Here is a 21,277-nt window from a genome sequence, read left to right on the forward strand (position 1 = left end):
TCAAGCCCCCTTGCTTTTGACGTTCAGCGGTTCGGGAATCACGTGGCTGTACAGGCGGTCGCGCCCCGACATCTCGTCGCCCTGCACCTGCTCGGACAGCCGCTCGGCGTCGCGCTGGCGAATATCCTGCGCCGCTTCTTCGATGTCGACTTCCGCGACACCCACTGCGCGCAAGCCCTGTGCGCCCATCAGGTATGCCGATTCGACCGTCTCGCGGATCTGGAACTCGACACCGGCGCGGATCAGTTCCACCGAATGCCGGCGATCGAAGCTGCGTACCAGCAGCTTCGCCTGCGGGAATTCGTGCTGCGCCAGTTCGACGATGCGCAGCGCGGCCTTGGGGTCGTCGATGCAGATCATGATCGCATCGGCCTCGCCGGCGCCCGAGTGGCGCAGCGTGTCGAGCCGCGTGCCATCGCCAAAGTGCACCTTGAACCCATAGCGCTCGGCGTCGCGGATGCGGTCCGGATTCTCGTCGATGACGGCCAGCTTGATGCCGCTGGAGAGCAGCACCTGCGTCGCCATCTGGCCAAAGCGGCCGAAGCCGATCACCAGGATGCGGCCCTTGAGCTCGAGCGCCGCATCGACGCCGTCCATCGAGGCCTCGATGTGCAGGAAGCGGTCGGCGACGATCGTCAGGAACGGCGACGCCGTCATCGACAGGATGACCACGGTGGCGAACAAGGCGTTTTCGCGCGCATCGAGCACGCCGGCCGTGAGGGCCGCGGCGTACAGCACGAAGGCGAACTCGCCGCCCTGCAGGAACATCGACGTGCGGTGCAGGGCCGGGTGATTTGCGCTGCCGAACAGGCGCGCCACTGCATACACCATCACGCCCTTGGCGAGCATGAACGCGAGCAGCAGCGCCAGCAGCAACTGCCATTCGGCGGCCACGATGGCCAGGTCGAGCGACATGCCGACGGCCAAAAAGAACAGACCCATGAGCAGGCCGCGAAACGGCTCGATATCGCTTTCGATCTGGTGCCGGTAGCTCGAATTGGACAGCATCACGCCGGCCAAAAACGCGCCCATCGCCATCGACAGGCCGGCGTACGCCATCAAGAGCGCCGCGCACAGCACGACCAGCAGGGCGCCGGCGGTGAGCACTTCGCGGGTGCGGGCTTTGGCCAGCAGGGCGAAGAACGTGTTCAGGCCCCAGCGCGATACGGCCAGCAGCACGCTCAGCGCACCAAGGGCGATGAGCACCTTCGTCCAGCTGAACGCCTCTTGCGAGAGCGGCGACAAAAAGGCGACCACCGCCAGCAGCGGCACGATCATCAGGTCTTCGAACAGCAGGATGGCGACCGACTTCTGCCCTTCGGCGCCGGAGATTTCGCCGCGCTCCTGCAGCACCATCATGATGACGGCGGTGGACGACAGCACGAAGCCCGCCCCGGCCACGAAGGCGGCGGGCAGCGAGAAGCCGAAGCCGAGATACGCGGTCAGTGTCAGGGCGACGGTGGCCGCCGCAACCTGCGCCAGGCCCAGGCCGAAGATCTGGCCGCGCATGGCCCACAGCTTGGGCGGGCGCAGCTCGAGGCCGATCACGAACAGGAACATCACCACGCCCAGCTCGGAGATATGCAGGATGGACTCGGGATTTGTCAGCAGGCCCAGCGCCGATGGGCCGACCAGGATGCCGGCGGCGAAATAGCCGAGCACCGAGCCCAGGCCCAGTTTGCGGAACAACGGCACCGCAATGACGGCCACCCCCATCAGGATGACCATCGGTCCGATCATCTGCCCCATGCTCGTGTCAGCCATCAGTTTGTCTCTCTTTTTGCGTGTAAGCGTTCCGGCATGGTAGCCCCATCGTTGTCATTCTTGGTAGAAAGAGAATAACGCCACCGACGTCACCCTGGCTACCCCCGGATATACCGATCTGTGTTGCAAGAAGTGGAACGAGCGCCGTTGCCAATAGCGCGACACTGCCGGACGGGCGCCGCGACTACCGCTGCGAATGTGACGGGCGCAGACTCGTGATTCCACAACCACACCGGAGTATCCAGACCATGACCATTCGTAACGGCCTCAACTCACTGCTTCGCCCCGAAGACTCGGTACTCGTCCTGATCGACCATCAACCGTTCCAGCTCGCGAACCTGAACAGCCATGAGCCGCACATGGTCATCAACAACACGGTGGCCCTGGCCAAGATGGCCAAGGCCTTCAATGTGCCAACCATCCTGACGACCGTGGTCGCTGGCCGTGGCGGCAACCTGTTCCAGCAGATTATCGACGTCTTCCCGGACCAGGAAATCATCGACCGTACCTTCATCAATACCTGGGAAGACCCGAAGGTGGTGGACCTGGTCAAGGCCACCGGCCGCAAGCAGCTGGTCATGGCCGGCCTGTGGACCGAAATCTGCGTCGCCATGCCGGCGATCCAGGCCCTGGGCGAAGGCTGGGACGTCACCGTCATCACCGATGCCTGCGGTGGCGTGTCGGTCGAAGCGCACCAGGTAGCCATCCAGCGCATGATCGCCGCCGGCGCGAACATGATGACCTGGATGGCGCTGGCCGGCGAATGGCAACGCGACTGGGCCCGTGCGGATACCGCGACGCGCTTCACCGAAGTGCTCACGCAACACGGCGGCGGCAGCGGCATCGCCTATCTGTGGGAGCAGCAGCTGCTCAATACGCCGGTGGCAGGCTAAGGCGCACGCCGAGCCGGTGGCGCGCCTGCCGCCGGCTCCAGCATATGACTGCTCAACCAGCGCGCGACCTCCGCCGCCCGGCCCTCGATCTGCGCCCCGAAGCCCTGTGTCGCCAGCAGCGCGATCCCATTCGGGTTGCGCAGCACGCCCTGCTGCAGCACCGGCTGGCCGCTGGTCGTGTCGATGAAAACGGGGTCGAACCCCTCCTGCAGCAGCGGCGCGAGCACCAGATTGTGCGACGACACCAGCACCAGGTCGCGGCTTGACAACTGCTCGAGCACCGCCGCCGCAGCCGACACCGACTCGAGGTGATTCGTACCGCGAAACACTTCATCGATCAGGCACACGCCCGCCGGCTGGCCCGCCGCGTCGAGCAGTTCGCGCGCACGCCGCAACTCCGCCATGTACAGGCTCTCGCCACCGAGCAGAGAATCCTCGTTCTGCATGCTCGCGCGCACCGGCACCGCGGGCAGGCGCGCCCGCGTGGCATAACAAAAGCCGAACGCGCGCGCTGTGATCAGGTTCAGGCCGACCATGCGCAGGAAGGTGCTCTTGCCCGACGCGTTCTGGCCCGAGATGAACGCGCCGCGCCCCTGCAGCGCCAGCGACAGCGGCGCCGGCTGCGCCATCAGCGGATGCACGCCGCCATCGAGCAGCAGCTCGCGCGCCTCGCCCCGCTCGGTCCAGCACCAGCGCGGCATCGCGTTCAGGTGCCGCGCCAACGCCACGTCGGCTTCCAGGTCGGCGCACGCCAGGTAGCACTCGCGCAGAATAGCGCGCTGCTCGTGCACGATGCGCGCCGTCCGGAAATAATGCGCGATATTCCCGGCGGCGAACCAGTCGGCGTACTGCCTGCCACCCGGGATCATGCGCAGGGTGAATGGCCGGTCGAGGCGCACGTGCAAGCGCCCGGCGGCCGCGCGGGCGGCCACGAACGGTTCGGTCAGGGCCCCGCCGCTCTTGCCGAGCAAGCCAACAACCGCCAGCAGCGCACCGAGCGAACGGATGGTGGCGATCCAGCCCTCGACCTGCTGGTGATAGCGGATCTGCAGCGCCATCAGCGGCGCGAGCGCGGCCAGCGTCAGCACCCAGCCGAACGGCAGCGTGACCAGCGCGGCGACCGACGCCACCAGCAGCACCGGCAGCATCCACAGCCAGCGCGACCACCAGGGCGTGACGGGCGGCGCTTCACTGAACAGCAGCGCTGTCACGTCGACGTCGGCGTGGCGCAGCAGGCGCATGTGCGCGGCCAGCGCAGTCAGGTGCGCCGGGTCGTCGATCAGGGTTTGCAGGCGGGTGCGCTGGACGGCGCATGCGGCATCAATCACGCCCGCGCGCAGGCGTCGGTGCAGCATCTGGCGGCCGAAGATGCTGGTGTCGGGCGCCAGCTTGTCTTCGAACGATGGGAGCAGCAGATCGTCCCAGGTCTGGGTGTCGATGCTGGCCGGGTTGATCCCGTCCTGGTCGTGCAGACGCCGGATGTCCTGCGACGTGAAGAAGTGGTTCGGCGCCGGCGCGGTCGATGGCAACAGCGTGGAGACGGCGGAACGCCAAAGGTGATGCAGATGGTCGAACGACGACAAGGTCAGTCCTGAAAGAGCCGGCGGCGCCGGTTGCCAATCGAATATGCAGACGCCATGGCGAACTTGCAAGATAGAAAATATTCCGAGCGTGAAATTATGTCTTTTGCATAATCAAACGACGCTACCGTGAATGTTCGTTTCCCAACATACCGCCCCTGTAAACACTGGCACGATGCCCTTCGACCCTCTCGATAACAATGACCAAGAAAGGCAGGCCACTCATGAAACGCGCTTCGCTCGCCGCTGCACTGTGTCTGGTGTTCGGCGCCGCCGCCGCCCAGCAAGGCGACGGCACCCAGTTCTCCACCAAGATCAACGTCTGGAAGCCCAACAAGGTCGAAGCGACACCCGAACGCATCCGCGCCCTGAAGGCGCCGCCGGGCTTCACGGTGAGCGCGTTCGCCACCGGCCTGAAAAACGCGCGCATCATCGCGGTGGCGCCGAGCGGCGACATCTATGTGAGCCGGCGCGACCAGGGCGATGTGCTGCTGCTGCGCGACGCCGACAATGACGGCCGCGCCGACGGCGCACCGGTCACCGTGGCCAACCGCGCCGGCGCGCACGGCCTGGCGATCCGCGACAACAAGCTGTATCTGGTGACGGTGAAAGAGCTGTTCGTCGCCGACATCCAGAAGGATGGCCGCCTGGGCGAACTCAAGATGCTCATTGGCGACCTGCCCGACTCGGGCCAGCACCCGAACCGCACCATGGCCTTCGGCCCGGACGGCATGCTGTACCTCTCCGTGGGCAGCACCTGCAACACCTGCAACGAGAGCAATCCCGAAAACGCCACGCTGCTGCGCATTTCGCCCGACGGTAAATCGCGCACCATCTTCGCCAGCGGCCTGCGCAACCTGATCGGCTACGCCTGGCATCCAACCACGGGCGAACTATGGGGCTTCGACCATGGCATCGACTTCCTCGGCGACGACGTGCAGCCGGAAGAAATCAACAAGATCGAACTGGGTAAACAATATGGCTGGCCGCACGTCTACGGCGCCGGCGAGATCTACCCGCAAAGCACACCGGTGGGCGAGATCACCAAACAAGAGTGGAAGAAGCGCAGCACGCCGATGGTGCTGGGCTACACGGCCCACGCAGCGCCGATGCAGTGGGTGTTTGGCGCCGGCAGCGCGTTCCCGGCCGAATACCAGGGCGACGCGTTCGTGACGATGCGCGGCTCGTGGAACCGGGTGCCGGCGTCCGGTTACGAGATCGTGCGCGTGCGCTACCAGAACGGGCAGCCAACGAAGGTCGAACCGTTCGTCACGGGCTTTTTAACGGATGGCGGCAAGACCCATATCGCGCGGCCGGTCGGGCTGGCGATGGCAAAGGATGGTGCGCTCTTGATGGCCGACGATGCGAATGGCGTGATTTATCGGGTGGCCTATACGGGTGGCAAGGCGGGCATGCCGGCCAAAGCGCCTGCTGGCCCGATGGAAGCACAGGCCAGCAAGGGCAGCAATGTGCCGCTGGCGCTCAAGCGCCCCGAAACCGACACTAAGGGTCAGCTGACAGTGTCGTCACCCAGCTTTGCCGCCAACGGCACGATGCACGAGCGCTACACCGAATACGCCGACGGCATCTCGCCGGCGCTGTCGTGGCCAGCGGTGGCGGGTGCGAAGTCGTACGCGGTCATCATGGAAGACCCGGACGCCAAGCCGGCCTTGCCGTTCGTGCACTGGGTGATGTGGAACATCCCGGCGACGATCACCAGTGTGCCCGAAGGCGTGCAGGAACAGGCGCGCCTGTCGGATCCGGACGGCGTGCTGCAGGGCCGTACGACGCGCGGCTCGACCGGCTACTACGGACCCAAGCCGCCGGTGGGCGAGCCTGCGCACCGCTACCACTTCCAGGTCGTGGCGCTCGACACGATGCTGGACGTGCCGTTCGGCGCCGACCGCGATCAGGTGCTGGCCGCGATGAAGGGGCATGTACTGGCCAAGGGGGAGATCGTTGGCAAGTACGGGCAGAAGCAGAAGCCGCAGAAGTGAGGCAGAGTAATCAGCATCGTTAGCTTAAGCACGTCGTTCCCGCGGAAGCGGGAACCCAAGTTTGCACGCGTATCTGCTACGTTAAACGCTACAGGTACGCTGAGGACTTGGATTCCCGCCTCCGCGGGAATGACGTGCCAGCGACCTGTCCGCGGCCGCCCGGACGGACACTGCGGACAGCGGTGTCCGTCATTGCCTTGCTTATGAATCAATAACTTAACCCCTGGCACGGATCGTGCAATAACGACCATCACACCGTCGTTACTGGACCACCATGATCCGCGAACCATCCCAGCAGGACACCATCCTGACGCCGCCCCCGGCGCACAAACTCAAACGCCGCGCCTTGATGATCGGCGCGGCCGCCGCACTGGTCGCCGTCAGCGCCACCCTGTACGCCGCCTGGAACAACAGCGAACACTCGGTCTCGGCCAGCCGCATCCGCATTGCCGAAGTCGGGCGCGGCACGCTGGTGCGCGATGCCGCCGTCAACGGCCGCGTGGTCGCCGCCGTCAGCCCCACCCTGTATGCCACTGCCCCCGCCACCGTCAACCTGAAGGTCGCTGCCGGCGACACCGTCAAGAAGGGCGACGTGCTGGCGCTGCTCGAGTCGCCCGACCTGACCGACGCCCTCAAGCGCGAAGTGTCGACCTACGAGCAGCTCAAGGCCGAAGTGGCGCGCCAGCAGATCCTGTCGCGCAAGCAGAAACTGCTGGCGCAGCGCGAAGCCGACACCGCCGAGATCGACCGCCTGTCGGCCCAGCGCACGCTGGAACGCTACGACAGCGTGGGCACGGTCGGTATCATCGCCAAGATCGACTACCAGAAGGCCAAGGACGCCGTCAACTCGGCCGGCATCCGCGCCAGCCATGCCAAGCAGGCGGCGGTGCTCGAAGGCGACGACGTCGAACTGGCCATCAAGACCAAGACCAACGAACTCGAACGCCAGCGCCTGTCGATGGCCAACGCCCAGCGCCGCGTCGACGAGCTGACCGTGCGCGCGCCGGTCGATGGCTTCATCGGCACGCTCAATGTCCAGAACCGCATGGTGGTCGCCACCAACGCGCCGTTGATGACGCTGGTCGATCTGTCGCGCCTGGAAGTCGAACTCGAGGTGCCCGAAACCTACGCCGGCGACATGGGCCTGGGCATGAGCGCCGAGATCACCCTGCCCTCGGGCCGCGCCACCGGCAAGCTGTCGGCGCTGTCGCCCGAAGTGGTCAAGAACCAGGTGCTGGCGCGGGTGCGCTTCGATGGGGCGCAACCGAAAGGCCTGCGCCAGAGCCAGCGCATCAGCGCGCGCCTGTTGATCGAAGAAAAACCGAATGTGCTGATGGTGCAGCGTGGCCCGTTCGTCGAGAACGAGGGCGGGCGCCATGCCTACGTGATGCAGGACGGCGTCGCCGTGCGCACACCGATCCGGATCGGCGCCACCAGCATCTCGGCCGTCGAAATCATCGACGGCCTGAAGGCCGGCGACAAGGTGGTGGTCTCGGGCACCGATGCCTTCGACAATGCTGCGCGCGTTTCAATCAACTAATCACCCCAAGGAGCCCAATATGCTGCGCATGAATAATCTGAGCAAGGTGTACCGTACCCACATGATCGAAACGCACGCGCTGCGCGGCTTCGAAATCCACGTCAACCAGGGCGAATTCGTGACCGTGACCGGCCCGTCCGGCTCGGGCAAGACCAGCTTTCTGAACATCGCCGGCCTGCTCGAAGAATTCACGTCGGGCGAATTCATTCTCGACGGGGTCAACGTCAAAGGGCTGGACGACACCGCGCGCTCACGCCTGCGCAACGAAAAGCTCGGCTTCATCTTCCAGGGCTTCAACCTAATCCCCGACCTGAACCTGTTCGACAACGTGGACGTGCCTCTGCGCTACCGCGGCTTCAATGCGCGCGAGCGCAAGGAGCGCATCGAGGACGCCCTGACCAAGGTCGGCCTGGCCTCGCGCATGAAGCACTATCCAGCCGAATTGTCGGGCGGCCAGCAGCAGCGCGTGGCGATCGCACGCGCGCTGGCCGGCAGCCCAAAACTGCTGCTGGCCGATGAACCGACCGGTAACCTCGATACGCAGATGGCGCGCGGCGTGATGGAACTGCTCGAAGAAATCAACGCGGCCGGCACCACGATCCTGATGGTGACCCACGACCCCGAGCTGGCCGTGCGCACCCACCGCAACGTGCACATCATCGACGGCCAGGTCTCGGATCTGGTGCGGCGCGCGCCGTCGCTGGCGGATGCCGACACCGTCGTTTCGGCATAAGGAGCGAACATGTTCGGCTATTACTTCATGCTTGGCGTGCGCAGCCTGCGCCGCAATCCGTATCTCACCGCGCTGATGGTGCTCACGCTGGCGATCGGCGTGGCGGCCAGCGTGTCGACGCTGACGATCCTGCACATGATGTCGGGCGATCCGATTCCGGGCAAGAGCGCGCGCCTGTTCGTGCCGTTCATCGACAACGGCGGGCGTGACAGCTACGTCGCGGGGTCGGCGCCGGTCGACATGCAATCGACCTACCAGGATGCGATGAACCTGCTGCGCAACCCGCCGGCCGAACGCGGCGCCGCCATGTTCGGCACCGGCATTCCGGTCGAGCCGCCGCGCGCCGGCATGCCGGCGTTCCAGGCCTATGGCCTGGCGCCGACACGTGATTTCTTCGCCATGTTCGATGTGCCGTTCCGGCACGGCCAGCCGTGGAGCGTGGAGGACGAGGCGCGCGGCGCCAATGTGGTGGTCCTGAACCGCACCGTGGCCGAAAAACTGTTCGGCGACGCCAACCCGGTCGGGCAACGCCTGCGCATGGGCGGCGAACCGTTCACCGTGGTGGGCGTACTTGGTGACTGGAATCCGATGCCGCGCTACTACAAACTGATCGGAAGCGGCCCGGCCACCGGCGAAGAATTCATGATCCCGCTGGCCACGGCGGTGCGCAAGGAGCTGCAGCCTTACGGCAGCGTCAATTGCAGCCAGACCCGCGATCCGGGCTATGCCAGCCTACTGGCTTCGGAGTGCACCTGGATCCAGCTCTGGTTCGAGACCCGGTCTGGGGCCGAACGCGCAGACCTGCACGGCGCCCTCGAGAATTACGCCAGCGAGCAGCGCAAGCTGGGCCGCCTGCCGCGCCCCGCGCCCGTCGAGCTGTACGACGTGATGGCGTGGATGGAAAAGCAGAAGGTGGTGGGCAACGACACCAGGTTGTCGGCGTGGCTCGCCTTTGGTTTCCTGGCCCTGTGCCTGGTCAACACCGTCGGTCTGCTGCTGGCCAAGTTCTCGGTCCGCGCGCCCGAAGTGGGCGTGCGCCGCGCGCTGGGGGCATCGAAGCGCGACATCTTTCGCCAGTTCCTGATCGAGACCGGCGTCATCGGCCTGGCTGGCGGCGTACTGGGGCTGGCGCTGGCCATCGGCGCGCTGGCACTGATCGGCATGCAGAGCAAGGACGTGGCAGCGGTAGCGCGGATGGACTGGCAAATGCTGGCGCTGACCTTCGTGCTGTCGATTGCAGCCTCGATGCTTGCCGGCCTGCTGCCGACCTGGCGCGCCTGCCAGGTCACGCCAGCCATCCAGCTCAAATCGCAATGAACGTTCATCAAGCAACCAAGAGAGACTGAACATGGAAATCCGTCCCATCCTGTCGGCGCTCATGCGCAACAAGACCGGCCCTATCCTGGTGGCCATGCAGGTCGCCCTGAGCCTGGCGATCCTGGCCAATGCCCTGCACATCGTCAACGACCGGCGCGCAGTGGCGGCGCGCCCATCGGGCCTGCAGGACGAAGCCTCGACCTTCTATTTCTCGCTGCGTAACCTGAACCAGGACACGCCCGAGCAGATGCTCGCCGCGATCAAGCGCCAGGTCGAGGTGCTGCGCGCGGTACCGGGCATGGCGGCGGTGGCGCAGGTGTCACAGATGCCGATGTCGAACAGCGGCGGCACCACCAGCGTCGCCGCCGATCCGCGCCAGGCGCGCGAGAGTGGCTATGCGTCGACCTATTTCACGGGCGACTCGATGATCAGGGCGCTGGGCCTGCAACTGATCGAAGGGCGCGATTTTGCCGGCCCGGACATCCCCGAAGTGAACGAAACGACCAACGCCGAGATGCCGACGCAGATGATCGTCACCAGCGCCCTGGCCGCGAAGCTGTGGCCAGGCGTGCCGGCTGTGGGCAAGACCCTGTACTTCGGTACCGGCGACGGGGCCACCGGCGCCCGGGTAATCGGCGTCGTTGAGCGCCTGGCGAGCGCACACGCCGAAGTGGGCGAGCGCGGCGAGTTCTCGATGATCATGCCGGCGCGCCAGTATGGCCTCAACATGGCGATGTATGCAATGCGCAGCGAGCCGGGACAGCGCGACCGCGTGATGCAGGAGGCCGAGCGGGCCTTGCGCGCCTCGTCGGCCACGCCGATGATCATGCGCATCAAGACGGTCGATGGCGATCGCACGAGCCGCTACCGCGCCGACATGGCGCTCTCGTGGATGCTCCTCACGGTCAGCGCGCTGTTGCTGCTGGTAACCTGCAGCGGGATCGTCGGCATGGCCAGCCTGTGGGTAACCCAGCGCCGCAAGCAGATCGGCGTGCGGCGCGCGCTGGGCGCCCGCAAGATCGACATCCTGCGCTACTTCATCATCGAGAACGTGATGATCACCAGCGCCGGCGTGGTCGGTGGCGTGCTGCTGGGCGTGGGCCTGAACCAGCTGCTGGTCACCAAGCTCGAAATGGCGCGCCTGCCGGTGCCCTATCTGATCGGCGGCGCCGTCATGTTCTGGGTGATCGGCGTCCTGGCGGCGTATGGCCCGGCCTGGCGCGCGGCCAGCACCTCGCCGGCGCTGGCCACCCGCAGCCTGTGAGCACGCGCGCGGGTGCTATGCTGGCGGCCATGCCCACCGTTCTCATCATCGACGACAACGCCGCCGTCGCCATGGCGCTCGACGTGCTGTTCTCGCTGCACGATATCGCGGCGCTGCGCGCGTCTTCTCCCGAAGAAGGCCTGGCCCTGCTGGCGCGCGAGCCGGTCGACCTGGTCATCCAGGACATGAACTTCACGGCCGACACCACGTCGGGCGCAGAAGGCGTGGCGCTGTTTCGCGACATCCGCGCGCGTTATCCCGACCTGCCCGTGATCCTTCTCACCGCCTGGACGCACCTGGACGCGGCGGTCGACCTGATCAAGCTGGGTGCCGCCGACTACCTGCCCAAGCCGTGGAACGACGATCGCCTGCTGGCCAGCGTCAGTAACCTGATCGAACTGGGGCAAGCCAACCGCGCGCTGGGCAGCCGCCTGCAGCACGAACGCCGCGCGCGGCGCGAGCTGGAGCAAAATTTCGACCTGCGCGGCCTGGTGTGGCAAGACCCGGCCACCGAACGCGTGCTGCATCTGGCCTGCCAGGTCGCGCGCGCCGACGTGCCTGTATTGATTACGGGCCCGAACGGCACCGGCAAGGAACGCATCGCCGACATCATCAAGGCCAACTCGCAGGTGGCCGATGGCCCGTTCGTGGTGCTCAATTGCGGCGCGCTGCCGGCCGAACTGATCGAGGCTGAACTGTTCGGCGCCGATGCCGGCGCTTACACGGGCGCGTCGAAAGCCCGCGAAGGCAAGTTCGAAGCGGCCGACGGCGGCACGCTGTTTTTGGATGAAATCGGCAACCTGCCGCTGGCCGGGCAAATGAAGCTGCTGCGGGTGCTGGAAACAGGCCGCTTCGAGCGCCTTGGCTCGAACCGCGAGCGCCAGGTCAAGGTGCGCGTGATCAGCGCCACCAACGCCGACCTGGGCGCGATGATCCGCGCTGGCACCTTTCGCGAAGACCTGTTCTACCGCCTGAACGTGATCGAGCTGCGCCTGCCGCCGCTGGGCGCGCGCCCTGGCGACATCCTGCCGCTGGCGCGTGCTTTCCTCGCGCCCGGCAAACAGCTGCACCCGGCGAGCGAAGCGATGCTGATGGCGTACCCGTGGCCCGGCAATGTGCGCGAACTGAAAAACGTCATGGCGCGCGCCAGCCTGCTGTCGACTGGCGCCACCGTCATGGTGGCCGACCTGGGGCTGCCCGCAGCAATCGTGACGCCAGCCGAAGCGGAGCCCGACCGCGCGGCGATCGTGGCGGCATTGGCGCGCGCGGGCGGCGTGGTGGCGCAGGCTGCCCTCGAGCTTGGCCTGTCGCGCCAGGCGCTGTACCGCCGCATGGAGCGCCTGGGCATCGCGCGGCCATGAGCGAGGCCAGGTTTTCACTGGTCACGCGACTGTCGGCGCTGGTCGGCACCCTGCTCGCGCTGGCCGTGCTCGCCGCACTGATCCTGGATCACCTGCTGCCGGGTCAAACGCTGCTGGTGGCGGTACTCTGCCTGCTTGGCCTGGTGCCGCTCGCCGTCATCACGCTGCGCGCGCAGCTCCAGCCGGTGCTGTCGCTGTTCCGGGCATTGGAGGGCACCGTCGACAGCTACCGCGATGGCGACTTTTCTTGCAGCCTGCACTGGCCGCACAACGATGAACTCAGTGACCTGATCGCGGCCCACAACAACCTGGGCAACGTGTTGCGCGAGCAGCGCCTGGGCCTGGCCCAGCGCGAACTGCTGCTCGACTCGATGGTGCAGAACACCCCGGTGGCGATGTTGCTGGTGGCCGAATCCCGGTCGACCGGCGGCGCCATCGTGTTTGCCAATATCGCGGCGCGCCAACTGCTGACGCAAGGCCGCAAGCTTGAAGGGCACAGTTTGCAGACGGTGCTCGAAGGCGCCTCGGCGGCCCTGCGCGACGCGTTGGCGCGTGGTGGCGACGGCCTGTTTACCGCCGGCGAAGGCGAAGATGAAGAGGTGTATCACCTGGCGCGCAGCACGTTCACCTTGAATGGCCGGCGCCACGAACTGCTGCTGCTGCGCCACCTGACGGTGGAGTTGCGGCGCCAGGAAGTGCAAACCTGGAAAAAAGTCATCCGCGTGATCAGCCATGAATTGAACAACTCACTGGCGCCACTGGCCTCGCTCGCGCACTCCGGCGCCGAACTGGTACGGCGCGGCCAGCTCGAGCGCCTGCCGCAGATCCTGGAGACAATCGGCGAGCGCACGCGGCACCTGGAAAGCTTCATCTCCGGCTACGCGCGCTTTGCCAAGCTGCCGACGCCGCGCCTGGAAGCGTGCAGCTGGCTTGCCCTGGTCACGCGCCTGGCCGGCCAGGTACCGTTTGCCGTCGATGGCGAGCTGCCTTCGGACGCCGCCTGGATCGACGCCGCGCAGCTCGAACAGGCGCTGCTCAATCTGCTGAAGAACGCGCACGAATCAGGCTCCGCACCCGAGGATGTACAGCTGCAGGTGCGGCGCGTGCAGGACCACGTGCGCATCGACGTGATGGATCGCGGCAGCGGCATGAGCGACGCGGTGCTCACACACGCGCTGGTGCCGTTCTATTCCACCAAGCGCGCCGGCACCGGCCTGGGGCTGGCCCTGGCGCGCGAGATCGCCGAGGCGCACGGCGGGCGCATCCTGCTTGCCAATCGCGACGGCGGCGGCCTGGTCGTGACGCTGTTCCTGCCGGCGCTGCCACCTGCCAGCTGAAATCGCACCGGCGCCTCTGGTAACATCGCGCCATGTCTTCCACCGCCATCGATCCCCGCTTCGCCCAACCCGGCCATCCGCCCGCCACCATCGACGAATTCGAGGGCGTGCGCTTCCTGCACCTTGGCACCTCGTGGGTGCAGGGCGCAATGCGGCTGGCCAAGCCGGACGCGATCGAGCTCGAATACGTGCAGATGATGATGATGTGGACGCTGTTCCAGCACGCGCCGCGCCACATCGTGCAGCTTGGCCTGGGCAGCGCGGCGCTGACCAAGTTCACGTATGCGCGCTTTCCCGACGCGCGCGTGACGGCCGTCGAACTGAACCCCAACGTGATCGCGATCTGCCGCGCGCAGTTCGGCCTGCCCGAAAACGATGCGCGGCTGGACGTGCGCGAACAGAACGCGATGGACTTCGTACTCGACCCGGCCAACCACGGCAAGGTCGACGTGCTGCAGGTGGATTTGTATGACCAGGATGCGCGCGGCCCGGTGCTCGATTCGGAAGAGTTTTACCAGGGGTGCCTGGATTGCCTGGCGCCGGGCGGCGTCATGACGGCCAATGTCTTCGGCGACTTCAGCAACTACGACAAGAATTTCCTGAACATGGAACAGGTCTTCGACGCCGTGGTGTGGCTGCCCGAAGTACACGATGCGAACGTGGTGGTGGTGGCGTTCCGGGACGCCCCGCAGCTGGACTTTTCCGTGCTCTACGAGCGCGCCGGCGAGATCAAGCGACGCCTGAACCTGCCGGCCAAGAACTGGGTGAATGGTCTCAAGGAGTGGATGCGCGACCATCAAGGTTGATGTGATGGCGTGGCGTGGCCGGCTGGTGGCCTGCCACGCCCAGTTCGGACGCCGGCACCGGCGCGCCGAGCACCGCGAACACCGTGCCGCATGACTCGCGCTCGAGCGCCAGCACCGGGAATACCCGTTCCAGGTTGGCGTACTTGGCCCACGCGCCAGCGCCGCGCGACTGCGACGGCGGGATCGACATCGCGGCATAACCACGTGCGCCCCCCTCCATCGCGGCGATGCTGCGGCCACGCGCCGCCCGCACATCGTCGGGCACATCATCTGGCGCGTCGAGGCAGCGCACGCGCAGCTGCGCCCCCGGCAGCGGATGGTCGCTGATCTTCTGGTTGGGCGCGTGCCAGAGCTGCATCAGCACGATGCCGGTGGCGCTGTGGGCGTCCCACGCGCTCGCCAGGCTGCCGTAGTGCTCAAGGCCGTAGCGCTTGCAAAGCTGGGTGATATTCATGCTAATCGTTCCGTTGCCGTTGGCGCCGTTCCCCGATGCGCCGGGCGGCGGGATCCTGCATGGCGCGCAGCAGGATCGCTCGTGAGACATTGCAGCTTTCGAGATACACCAATCCTGCCGTGACGCCCCGCGTCTCGGCCAGGAACAACGCATATTCGGTTGCGAGCGCCGTGCGCTCGTCGGTTCGTCGCTGGATCATGGAGTGTTGCCTAAGGTGCTCGGCGGAAGTGCCCGCCTGTCGTCATGCCAATCTGGCATCAGTTCATGTCTATCGTAACGTGCCTGATACCGCGCACATTTGAAAAACTTGTTAAATAAGGTAACAATAAAACAATACTTTTCAAACATTATTTCTCAGCAAAAACTGCTTATGACTCAAGGCATTACGCGGATGTCGTGACAATGCGCTTCAGAATCCCAGGTCGTCGTTTTTGTGCCACGGATAATGGACAGAGGCACCTTCATATTTGCTTATTTCAAATGCTTCGTAGCCCGTATTTACAACCTATTGCTAGTATTAAATAACGCCCTGATAACAGGGCGATATAAAAAATCTTACTTGCAGAGGATCGAGGATGACGAAGAACACATTACCGAAGCGTGCACTGCTGGCGTCCGCCCTGATGGCGGCGCTATCCCCCGCCGGTGCCCAGGAAACCGATAGCACTATGTCGCAAGTCGTGGTGCTCGGCTCGCGCACACAGGCCAAAACGGCGCTCGACACCGCCGTACCGGTGGGCCTGATCAGCACCAGGGATATCCAGTCGGCCGGCACGCTTGAACTGGGCAAGGTGCTGCAAGACCTCGACCCGTCGTTCAACTTCACGTCGACCTTTGTCAGCGACGGCACCGATATCATCCGTCCGGCCACGCTGCGCGGCCTGGGTCCGGACCAGCTGCTGGTGCTCATCAACGGCAAGCGCCGCCACCAGCAGGCGCTGGTCAATGTGCAGCAGACGATCGGGCGCGGCTCGGCCGGCACCGACATCAACGCCATCCCGCTCTCGGCCATCCAGTCAATCGAGGTGCTGCGCGACGGCGCCGCCGCCCAGTACGGATCGGACGCCATCGCGGGCGTCATCAACATCATCCTCAAGAAGGGCGTGGGCAACGGCATCGTCAGCGCCAGCGCCGGTACCACCGACGAAGGCGACGGCGACACCTACTCGGCCAGCGCCAGCCGCGGCTTCGCGCTGGGCAGCGACGGCGGCTACCTGAACCTGTCGGTCGAGGCGCGCAAGCGCGACGAAACCAACCGCGCCGGCGTCGATTCGGCGCGCGTCGATCCACCGCGCGTGACCCAGCGCCTGGGCGACAGCAACGCCAAGGATTACTACCTGTGGATGAATTCCGCGCTGCCGACCGGCGGCGGCGGGCTGTATGCGTTTGGCGGCGCCTCGAAACGCAAGGGCGATTCGGGCGGTTTCTTCCGCCCGAGCGAAGACTCGCGCAACGTGCCGAGCGTGTACCCTGAAGGCTTCCTGCCGAATATCGTCACCACCGTGCAGGATGCCTCGCTCGCCGTCGGCTACCGCCACGATTTGACGAAGGACTGGAGCGTGGATGCGAGCGTGAACCACGGCCGCAGCCAGCTGCAGTTCCATGAACGGAACTCGATCAACGTCAGCTACTGGTACGAGACGGGCGACTCGCCGCGCGAAGCCGACACCGGCACGCTCAAGTTCGAGCAGACCACGTTCAATCTCGATTTCAAGGGCCCGGTGAATCTGCTGGGCGGCGAACTGTTCGTGGCCACCGGCTTCGAATGGCGCCGCGATAACTATGAGATCGAAGCGGGCGACCCGGTGTCGTACCAGTACGGCCGCACCAACAACCCCGCCATCATCATCCGCGACCAGAACGGCGGGATCGCGGCATCCGGCATCCAGGGCTTCCCCGGCTACACGCCATCGACGGCAGTGGACGAAGGCCGCCACAACACGGCGTACTACCTCGACCTGGAGCGAAAATTCGGCGCCGACGTGTCGGTTGGCGCGGCCGTGCGGCACGAGCGCTATTCGGACTTCGGCAACACCACCATCGGCAAGCTCAACGCGCGCTGGGACCCGAGCCGCACGTTCGGCCTGCGCGGCAGCGCGTCGACGGGCTTTCGCGCACCGGGCGTACAGCAGAAGTTCTACAGCTCGGTCTCGACCAACCTGAATTCGGCCGGCGTGCTGACCGAGACGCTGACAGCGCGCGAAGACAGCGCGGTCACGCGCGCCTTCGGCATCGCACCGCTGAAGGAAGAAACGTCGAAGAGCGCCAGCATCGGCGTGATCCTGCGGCCGACCACGAGCTTCTCGCTGACGGCCGACGTGTACCGCACCAAGATCGATGACCGCATCGTCTTCTCGAGCACGATTTCGCCAGAGTCGGGCGCCTGCGCGACGCCGGCGGCCTGCCCGATCCGCACGATCCTCGATCCGCTGCGCGTGGGGCAGGCGCAGTTCTTCACCAATGCGATCGATACGTCGACGACGGGCCTCGACGTGGTGGCGCAGCAGACCATACGCGGCCAGGGTTCGACGTTGATCTTGTCGGGGCAGCTGGGCTTCAACAAGACCGAAGTCAAGGCGCGCAATTCGCAATCGCCCGTGCTGACGGGCGCGCAGCTGTTCGACGATGCGCAGGTGACGCTGATCGAACGCGGGCAGCCGCGCAAGCACCACGTGGTGTCGGCCGACTATACGGCGGGCGCCTGGAACGTGACCGGCCGTGCCAATTATTTCGGCGAGGTACAGGGCCAGGGCTTCACGGCGCCGTTCGTGCAGACGTGGGAAGCAAAATGGATCGTCGATCTGACGGGCCGCTACACATTCAACAAGAGCCTGAGCCTGTCGGCGGGGATCAACAACCTGTTCGACACCTATCCGACCAAATGGGATCCGGTGCGCGCGGCGCCGTTCCCGCAGCTCGGCTTCACGTACTGCTGGGAGACGTGCCCGTTCGGCATGAACGGGCGCACGGCGTATGTAAAGGCCGACTACACGTTCTGATGGGCTGATGTCTGGAACAGCGCGTGCACGTCGAGCCGCGTGCCGGATCGTTCCGCTTCGTAGCCTGGCAGCGCCGCCAGCACCGCCTTGAACGCGGTGCTGGCCATGACATCCTGCGCCTTTGTCACCAGCGGCGCGTCGAGCAGCTTCTTGTCGCAGGCGAGGAAGTACTGCTCGCGGATGATCGGAATGAAATCGAGGTCGAAGCGCCGCGCCGCCGTCTCGACGCCGAAACTGACGTCGGCCATACCGCTTGCCACATACGCCGCCACCGCCGCATGGGTAAATTCGGCCACCGAGTTACCTGAAATTCTGGCGTGGTCGATCCCGGCCCTGGCCAGCAAAAGTTCGAGCAGCACGCGCGTGCCCGAGCCCTGCTGGCGATTCACGAAGCGAAGATCCGGCCGCACCAGGTCTGCCAACCCCGTGACGTGCTTCGGATTGCCTTTCGCGACAAAGATGCCCTGCGTGCGATACGCCAGGTGGATCAGCGCGTGGCGCGCCGGGTCGAGCCAGGCGCGGTACTTGGCCGCCGCCGCGTGCTCGAACTCGCCGACCGGCAGATGAAAGCCGGCCAGCTCGCATTCGCCGCGCGCCAGCGCCGCCACGGCCTCGGTGCTGCCGCGGTACTTGATGTCGACCGTGACGCCCTGCGCTTCCAGCTGCGCCACCAGCGCCGCCACCGCGAAGCCGTGCGAGGCCGTCAGGCGCAGCACCTGCACGTCGAGCGCCAGCACGCTGGCCAGCTCCTGCTGCAATTCGGAGGCAAGGCTGTCGAGTAGAGGCGTGAGCCGCGCAGCGATGCGGCGGTCGGCCCAGATCAGCTTTTCGGCCAGGGGCGAGAGCACCGTGCCCTGCCCGCGCACCTTGACCACCAGCTCCGCGCCGAACTGCGTGCTGAACTGCGTGAGCAGGCCCCACGCGTGGCGGTACGAGATGCGGCGCTGGGTGGCGGCCTTGCTGATGCTGCCCGATTCGCTCACCGCCGCCAGCAAGCCGAGCAAGGCGGGCAGCGCCGTGGGCCTGCCGGCGGCGTCGCGCAAGAACCAGTCGGGACGGATTTCAACCTTCATCATATGCAAAATCCTTCATATTGAAGACGTGCGAACCGGGTGCTAACCTGCTGTCAGTACGTGCAGTCTAGTCCATCGCAGTCGAGTCCAACCATATGTTCAGCAGAACATATGACACCGAAGGAACTGGCATGAACCATGCAGACCGTATCCGCGACATTCTCGACCTGTTCGGCCCCGGCCCGGGGCAAGACCAGTTGTTACCCGTCCTGCATGCGCTGCAAGACCAGCTGGGCTACGTGCCGCCCGAATCGGTCGACCTCATCGCCCAGGGCTTCAACCTGTCGCGCGCCGAGGTGCATGGCGTGGTCACCTTCTACCACTTCTTCCGCACCACGCCGCCGGCGCGCTGCACGGTGCAGATCTGCCGCGCCGAGTCGTGCCAGAGCATGGGGAGCGACGCGCTGCTGGCGCATGCCGAAGGCCGGCTGGGCTGCGGCCTGCACCAGCACAGCCTTGACGGCGCCTTCGCGCTCGAGCCGGTGTACTGCCTGGGCCAGTGCGCCACGTCGCCGACAATCATGATCAACAACGCGGTGCATGCACGCGTCACGCCGGCCCGCTTCGATGCGCTGCTCGCCAGCGCCACGGAGGCCGTATGACCGTGCGCATCTACGTCCCCGGCGATTCGGCCGCACTGGCGCTTGGCGCGCACGACGTCGCCCGGGCCATCGCCCTGGAGGCGGTGCAGCGCGGCATCGACGTCGAGATCGTCCGCAACGGCACGCGCGGCCTGCTGTATCTGGAGCCGCTCGTCGAAGTCGAGACGCCCGCCGGGCGCATCGGCTTCGGCCCGGTCGACGTCAGCGACGTGAAAACGCTGTTCGACGCCGGCTTCTACGCGGGCGGCTGCAGCCACCCGCTGGCGCACGGCATGGTCGAACAGATTCCGTACCTCGCGCGGCAAACGCGCCTGACGTTCGCGCGCAGCGGCGTCACCGATCCGCTGTCTCTCGCCGACTACGAAGCGCACGGCGGCTACCGCGGCCTGCGCAATGCCATCGGCATGACGCCGGCGGAGATCGTGGCGACGGTGACGGCGTCCGGCCTGCGCGGGCGCGGCGGCGCCGCCTTCCCCACCGGGATCAAATGGAACACCGTGCTCCGCGCGCCAGGCGCCGAAAAATACATCGTCTGCAATGCCGACGAAGGCGACTCGGGTACCTTCGCCGACCGCATCGTCATGGAGAGCGACCCGTTCGTGCTGGTCGAGGGCATGACGATCGCCGGCATGGCCGTGGGCGCCACGCGCGGCTTCATCTACGTGCGCAGCGAATACCCGCACTCGATCGACGCGCTGAACCACGCCATCGGCATCGCCCGGCTGCGCGGCTACCTCGGCGCCAACGTGCTGGGCTCCGGGCGCGCGTTCGAGCTCGCCGTGCGCAAGGGCGCCGGCGCCTACATCTGCGGCGAAGAAACCGCGCTGCTCGAGAGCATCGAGGGCAAGCGCGGCGTTGTCCGCGCGAAGCCGCCGCTACCCGCGCTGGCGGGCCTGTTCGGCAGGCCGACCGTCATCAACAACGTGCTGTCTCTCGCGGCGGTGCCGCTGATCCTCGACCAGGGCGCCCAGTTCTATCAAGACTTCGGCATGGGCCGCTCGCGCGGCACGCTGCCGGTGCAGCTGGCCGGGAATATCAAGAACGGCGGCCTGATCGAGCTGGCGTTCGGCGTCACGCTGCGCGAAATACTGTACGACTTCGGCGGCGGCAGCGCCTCGGGACGGCCGATCAAGGCGGTGCAGGTGGGTGGCCCGCTGGGCGCCTACCTGCCCGAAGCGCAATGGGACACGCCGCTCGATTACGAAGCGTTTGCCTCGCTGTGGGCGGTGCTGGGCCACGGAGGCATCGTCGTGCACGACGACCGCGCCGACATGGCCAAGCTGGCGCGCTATGCGATGGAATTCTGCGCCATCGAATCGTGCGGCAAATGCACGCCATGCCGCATCGGCGCGACCCGCGGGGTGGAAGTCATCGACAAGATACGAGAAGGCAGCGACCGCCCGCGGCAGGTGATCCTGCTGCGCTCTTTGTGCGACACGATGTTGAATGGTTCGCTGTGCGCGATGGGCGGCATGACACCGTACCCGGTGCTGTCTGCGCTGAACCACTTCCCGCAAGATTTCGGCCAGGTGGCCGGCAATGAACGCGCCGCATAGG

General features: G+C 66.0%; 17 protein-coding genes. 12 read left to right on the forward strand and 5 right to left on the reverse strand.

Going from position 1 to position 21,277, the window contains the following annotated elements; translation table 11 throughout:
• Positions 1-1,764, reverse strand: a complete 1,764-nt coding sequence (locus AB2N08_RS17155; protein WP_367612096.1) for a monovalent cation:proton antiporter-2 (CPA2) family protein — start codon at positions 1,762-1,764, stop codon at positions 1-3.
• A gap of 248 nt (positions 1,765-2,012) precedes the next feature.
• On the opposite strand from AB2N08_RS17155, the gene AB2N08_RS17160 reads away from it, so the two are divergent.
• On the forward strand, positions 2,013-2,657 hold the full coding sequence (locus AB2N08_RS17160; RefSeq protein WP_367612098.1) for a hydrolase: 645 nt from the start codon (positions 2,013-2,015) through the stop codon (positions 2,655-2,657).
• On the opposite strand, the gene AB2N08_RS17165 is transcribed toward AB2N08_RS17160, so the two are convergent.
• The gene (locus AB2N08_RS17165; RefSeq protein ID WP_367612100.1) at positions 2,654-4,240 is read right to left on the reverse strand and encodes a MutS-related protein; all 1,587 of its coding nucleotides are present in this window, start codon (positions 4,238-4,240) and stop codon (positions 2,654-2,656) included. The genes AB2N08_RS17160 and AB2N08_RS17165 overlap by 4 nt on opposite strands.
• A 221-nt stretch (positions 4,241-4,461) precedes the next feature.
• Between AB2N08_RS17165 and AB2N08_RS17170 the strand changes: the two genes are divergently transcribed.
• The 8 genes from AB2N08_RS17170 to AB2N08_RS17205 all read left to right on the forward strand — a co-directional run bounded on the left by AB2N08_RS17170 (position 4,462) and on the right by AB2N08_RS17205 (position 14,592).
• Positions 4,462-6,234, forward strand: a complete 1,773-nt coding sequence (locus AB2N08_RS17170; protein ID WP_367612102.1) for a YbhB/YbcL family Raf kinase inhibitor-like protein — start codon at positions 4,462-4,464, stop codon at positions 6,232-6,234.
• Positions 6,235-6,508: 274 nt separating this feature from the next.
• A complete protein-coding gene (locus tag AB2N08_RS17175; protein ID WP_367612104.1) occupies positions 6,509-7,774 on the forward strand; it encodes an efflux RND transporter periplasmic adaptor subunit in 1,266 nt (421 codons plus the stop codon).
• Positions 7,775-7,793: 19 nt separating this feature from the next.
• Positions 7,794-8,507: an ABC transporter ATP-binding protein gene (locus tag AB2N08_RS17180; RefSeq protein WP_367612106.1), complete on the forward strand. Its 714-nt coding sequence runs from the start codon at positions 7,794-7,796 to the stop codon at positions 8,505-8,507.
• A 9-nt stretch (positions 8,508-8,516) separates the two neighbouring features.
• Complete coding sequence (locus AB2N08_RS17185) at positions 8,517-9,824, forward strand: ABC transporter permease (RefSeq protein ID WP_367612108.1); 1,308 nt, start codon at positions 8,517-8,519, stop codon at positions 9,822-9,824.
• A 31-nt stretch (positions 9,825-9,855) separates the two neighbouring features.
• Positions 9,856-11,088, forward strand: coding sequence for an ABC transporter permease (locus AB2N08_RS17190; protein ID WP_367612110.1), 1,233 nt, complete (start codon positions 9,856-9,858; stop codon positions 11,086-11,088).
• A gap of 29 nt (positions 11,089-11,117) precedes the next feature.
• Positions 11,118-12,449, forward strand: coding sequence for a sigma-54-dependent transcriptional regulator (locus AB2N08_RS17195; protein ID WP_367612112.1), 1,332 nt, complete (start codon positions 11,118-11,120; stop codon positions 12,447-12,449).
• Positions 12,446-13,786, forward strand: coding sequence for a sensor histidine kinase (locus tag AB2N08_RS17200; RefSeq protein ID WP_367612116.1), 1,341 nt, complete (start codon positions 12,446-12,448; stop codon positions 13,784-13,786). Before AB2N08_RS17195 ends, AB2N08_RS17200 begins: the two co-directional genes overlap by 4 nt.
• A gap of 32 nt (positions 13,787-13,818) precedes the next feature.
• Positions 13,819-14,592, forward strand: coding sequence for a spermidine synthase (locus tag AB2N08_RS17205; RefSeq protein WP_367612118.1), 774 nt, complete (start codon positions 13,819-13,821; stop codon positions 14,590-14,592).
• On the opposite strand, the gene AB2N08_RS17210 is transcribed toward AB2N08_RS17205, so the two are convergent.
• Together AB2N08_RS17210 and AB2N08_RS17215 are read right to left on the reverse strand one after the other, a co-directional pair.
• Positions 14,561-15,046: a hypothetical protein gene (locus tag AB2N08_RS17210; RefSeq protein WP_367612120.1), complete on the reverse strand. Its 486-nt coding sequence runs from the start codon at positions 15,044-15,046 to the stop codon at positions 14,561-14,563. The genes AB2N08_RS17205 and AB2N08_RS17210 overlap by 32 nt on opposite strands.
• 1 nt (position 15,047) lies before the next feature.
• Positions 15,048-15,245 carry a hypothetical protein gene (locus AB2N08_RS17215; RefSeq protein ID WP_367612121.1) on the reverse strand — a complete coding sequence of 66 codons (198 nt, stop codon included), beginning with the start codon at positions 15,243-15,245 and terminating at the stop codon, positions 15,048-15,050.
• A gap of 376 nt (positions 15,246-15,621) precedes the next feature.
• Between AB2N08_RS17215 and AB2N08_RS17220 the strand changes: the two genes are divergently transcribed.
• On the forward strand, positions 15,622-18,045 hold the full coding sequence (locus AB2N08_RS17220; RefSeq protein ID WP_367612122.1) for a TonB-dependent receptor plug domain-containing protein: 2,424 nt from the start codon (positions 15,622-15,624) through the stop codon (positions 18,043-18,045).
• On the opposite strand, the gene AB2N08_RS17225 is transcribed toward AB2N08_RS17220, so the two are convergent.
• Positions 18,033-19,121, reverse strand: coding sequence for a substrate-binding domain-containing protein (locus AB2N08_RS17225; RefSeq protein WP_367612123.1), 1,089 nt, complete (start codon positions 19,119-19,121; stop codon positions 18,033-18,035). The genes AB2N08_RS17220 and AB2N08_RS17225 overlap by 13 nt on opposite strands.
• A 128-nt stretch (positions 19,122-19,249) precedes the next feature.
• Here AB2N08_RS17225 and AB2N08_RS17230 point away from each other — a divergent pair, with 128 nt between their 5' ends.
• Together AB2N08_RS17230 and AB2N08_RS17235 are read left to right on the forward strand one after the other, a co-directional pair.
• Positions 19,250-19,720 (forward strand): formate dehydrogenase subunit gamma, encoded by a 471-nt coding sequence (locus tag AB2N08_RS17230; protein WP_367612124.1) that lies wholly within the window; start codon positions 19,250-19,252, stop codon positions 19,718-19,720.
• On the forward strand, positions 19,717-21,276 hold the full coding sequence (locus AB2N08_RS17235) for a formate dehydrogenase beta subunit (protein ID WP_367612125.1): 1,560 nt from the start codon (positions 19,717-19,719) through the stop codon (positions 21,274-21,276). Before AB2N08_RS17230 ends, AB2N08_RS17235 begins: the two co-directional genes overlap by 4 nt.
• Position 21,277 lies beyond the last annotated feature (1 nt).

The organism is Massilia aurea, assembly GCF_040790145.1.
GTDB classification, from domain to species: domain Bacteria; phylum Pseudomonadota; class Gammaproteobacteria; order Burkholderiales; family Burkholderiaceae_D; genus Telluria; species Telluria aurea_C.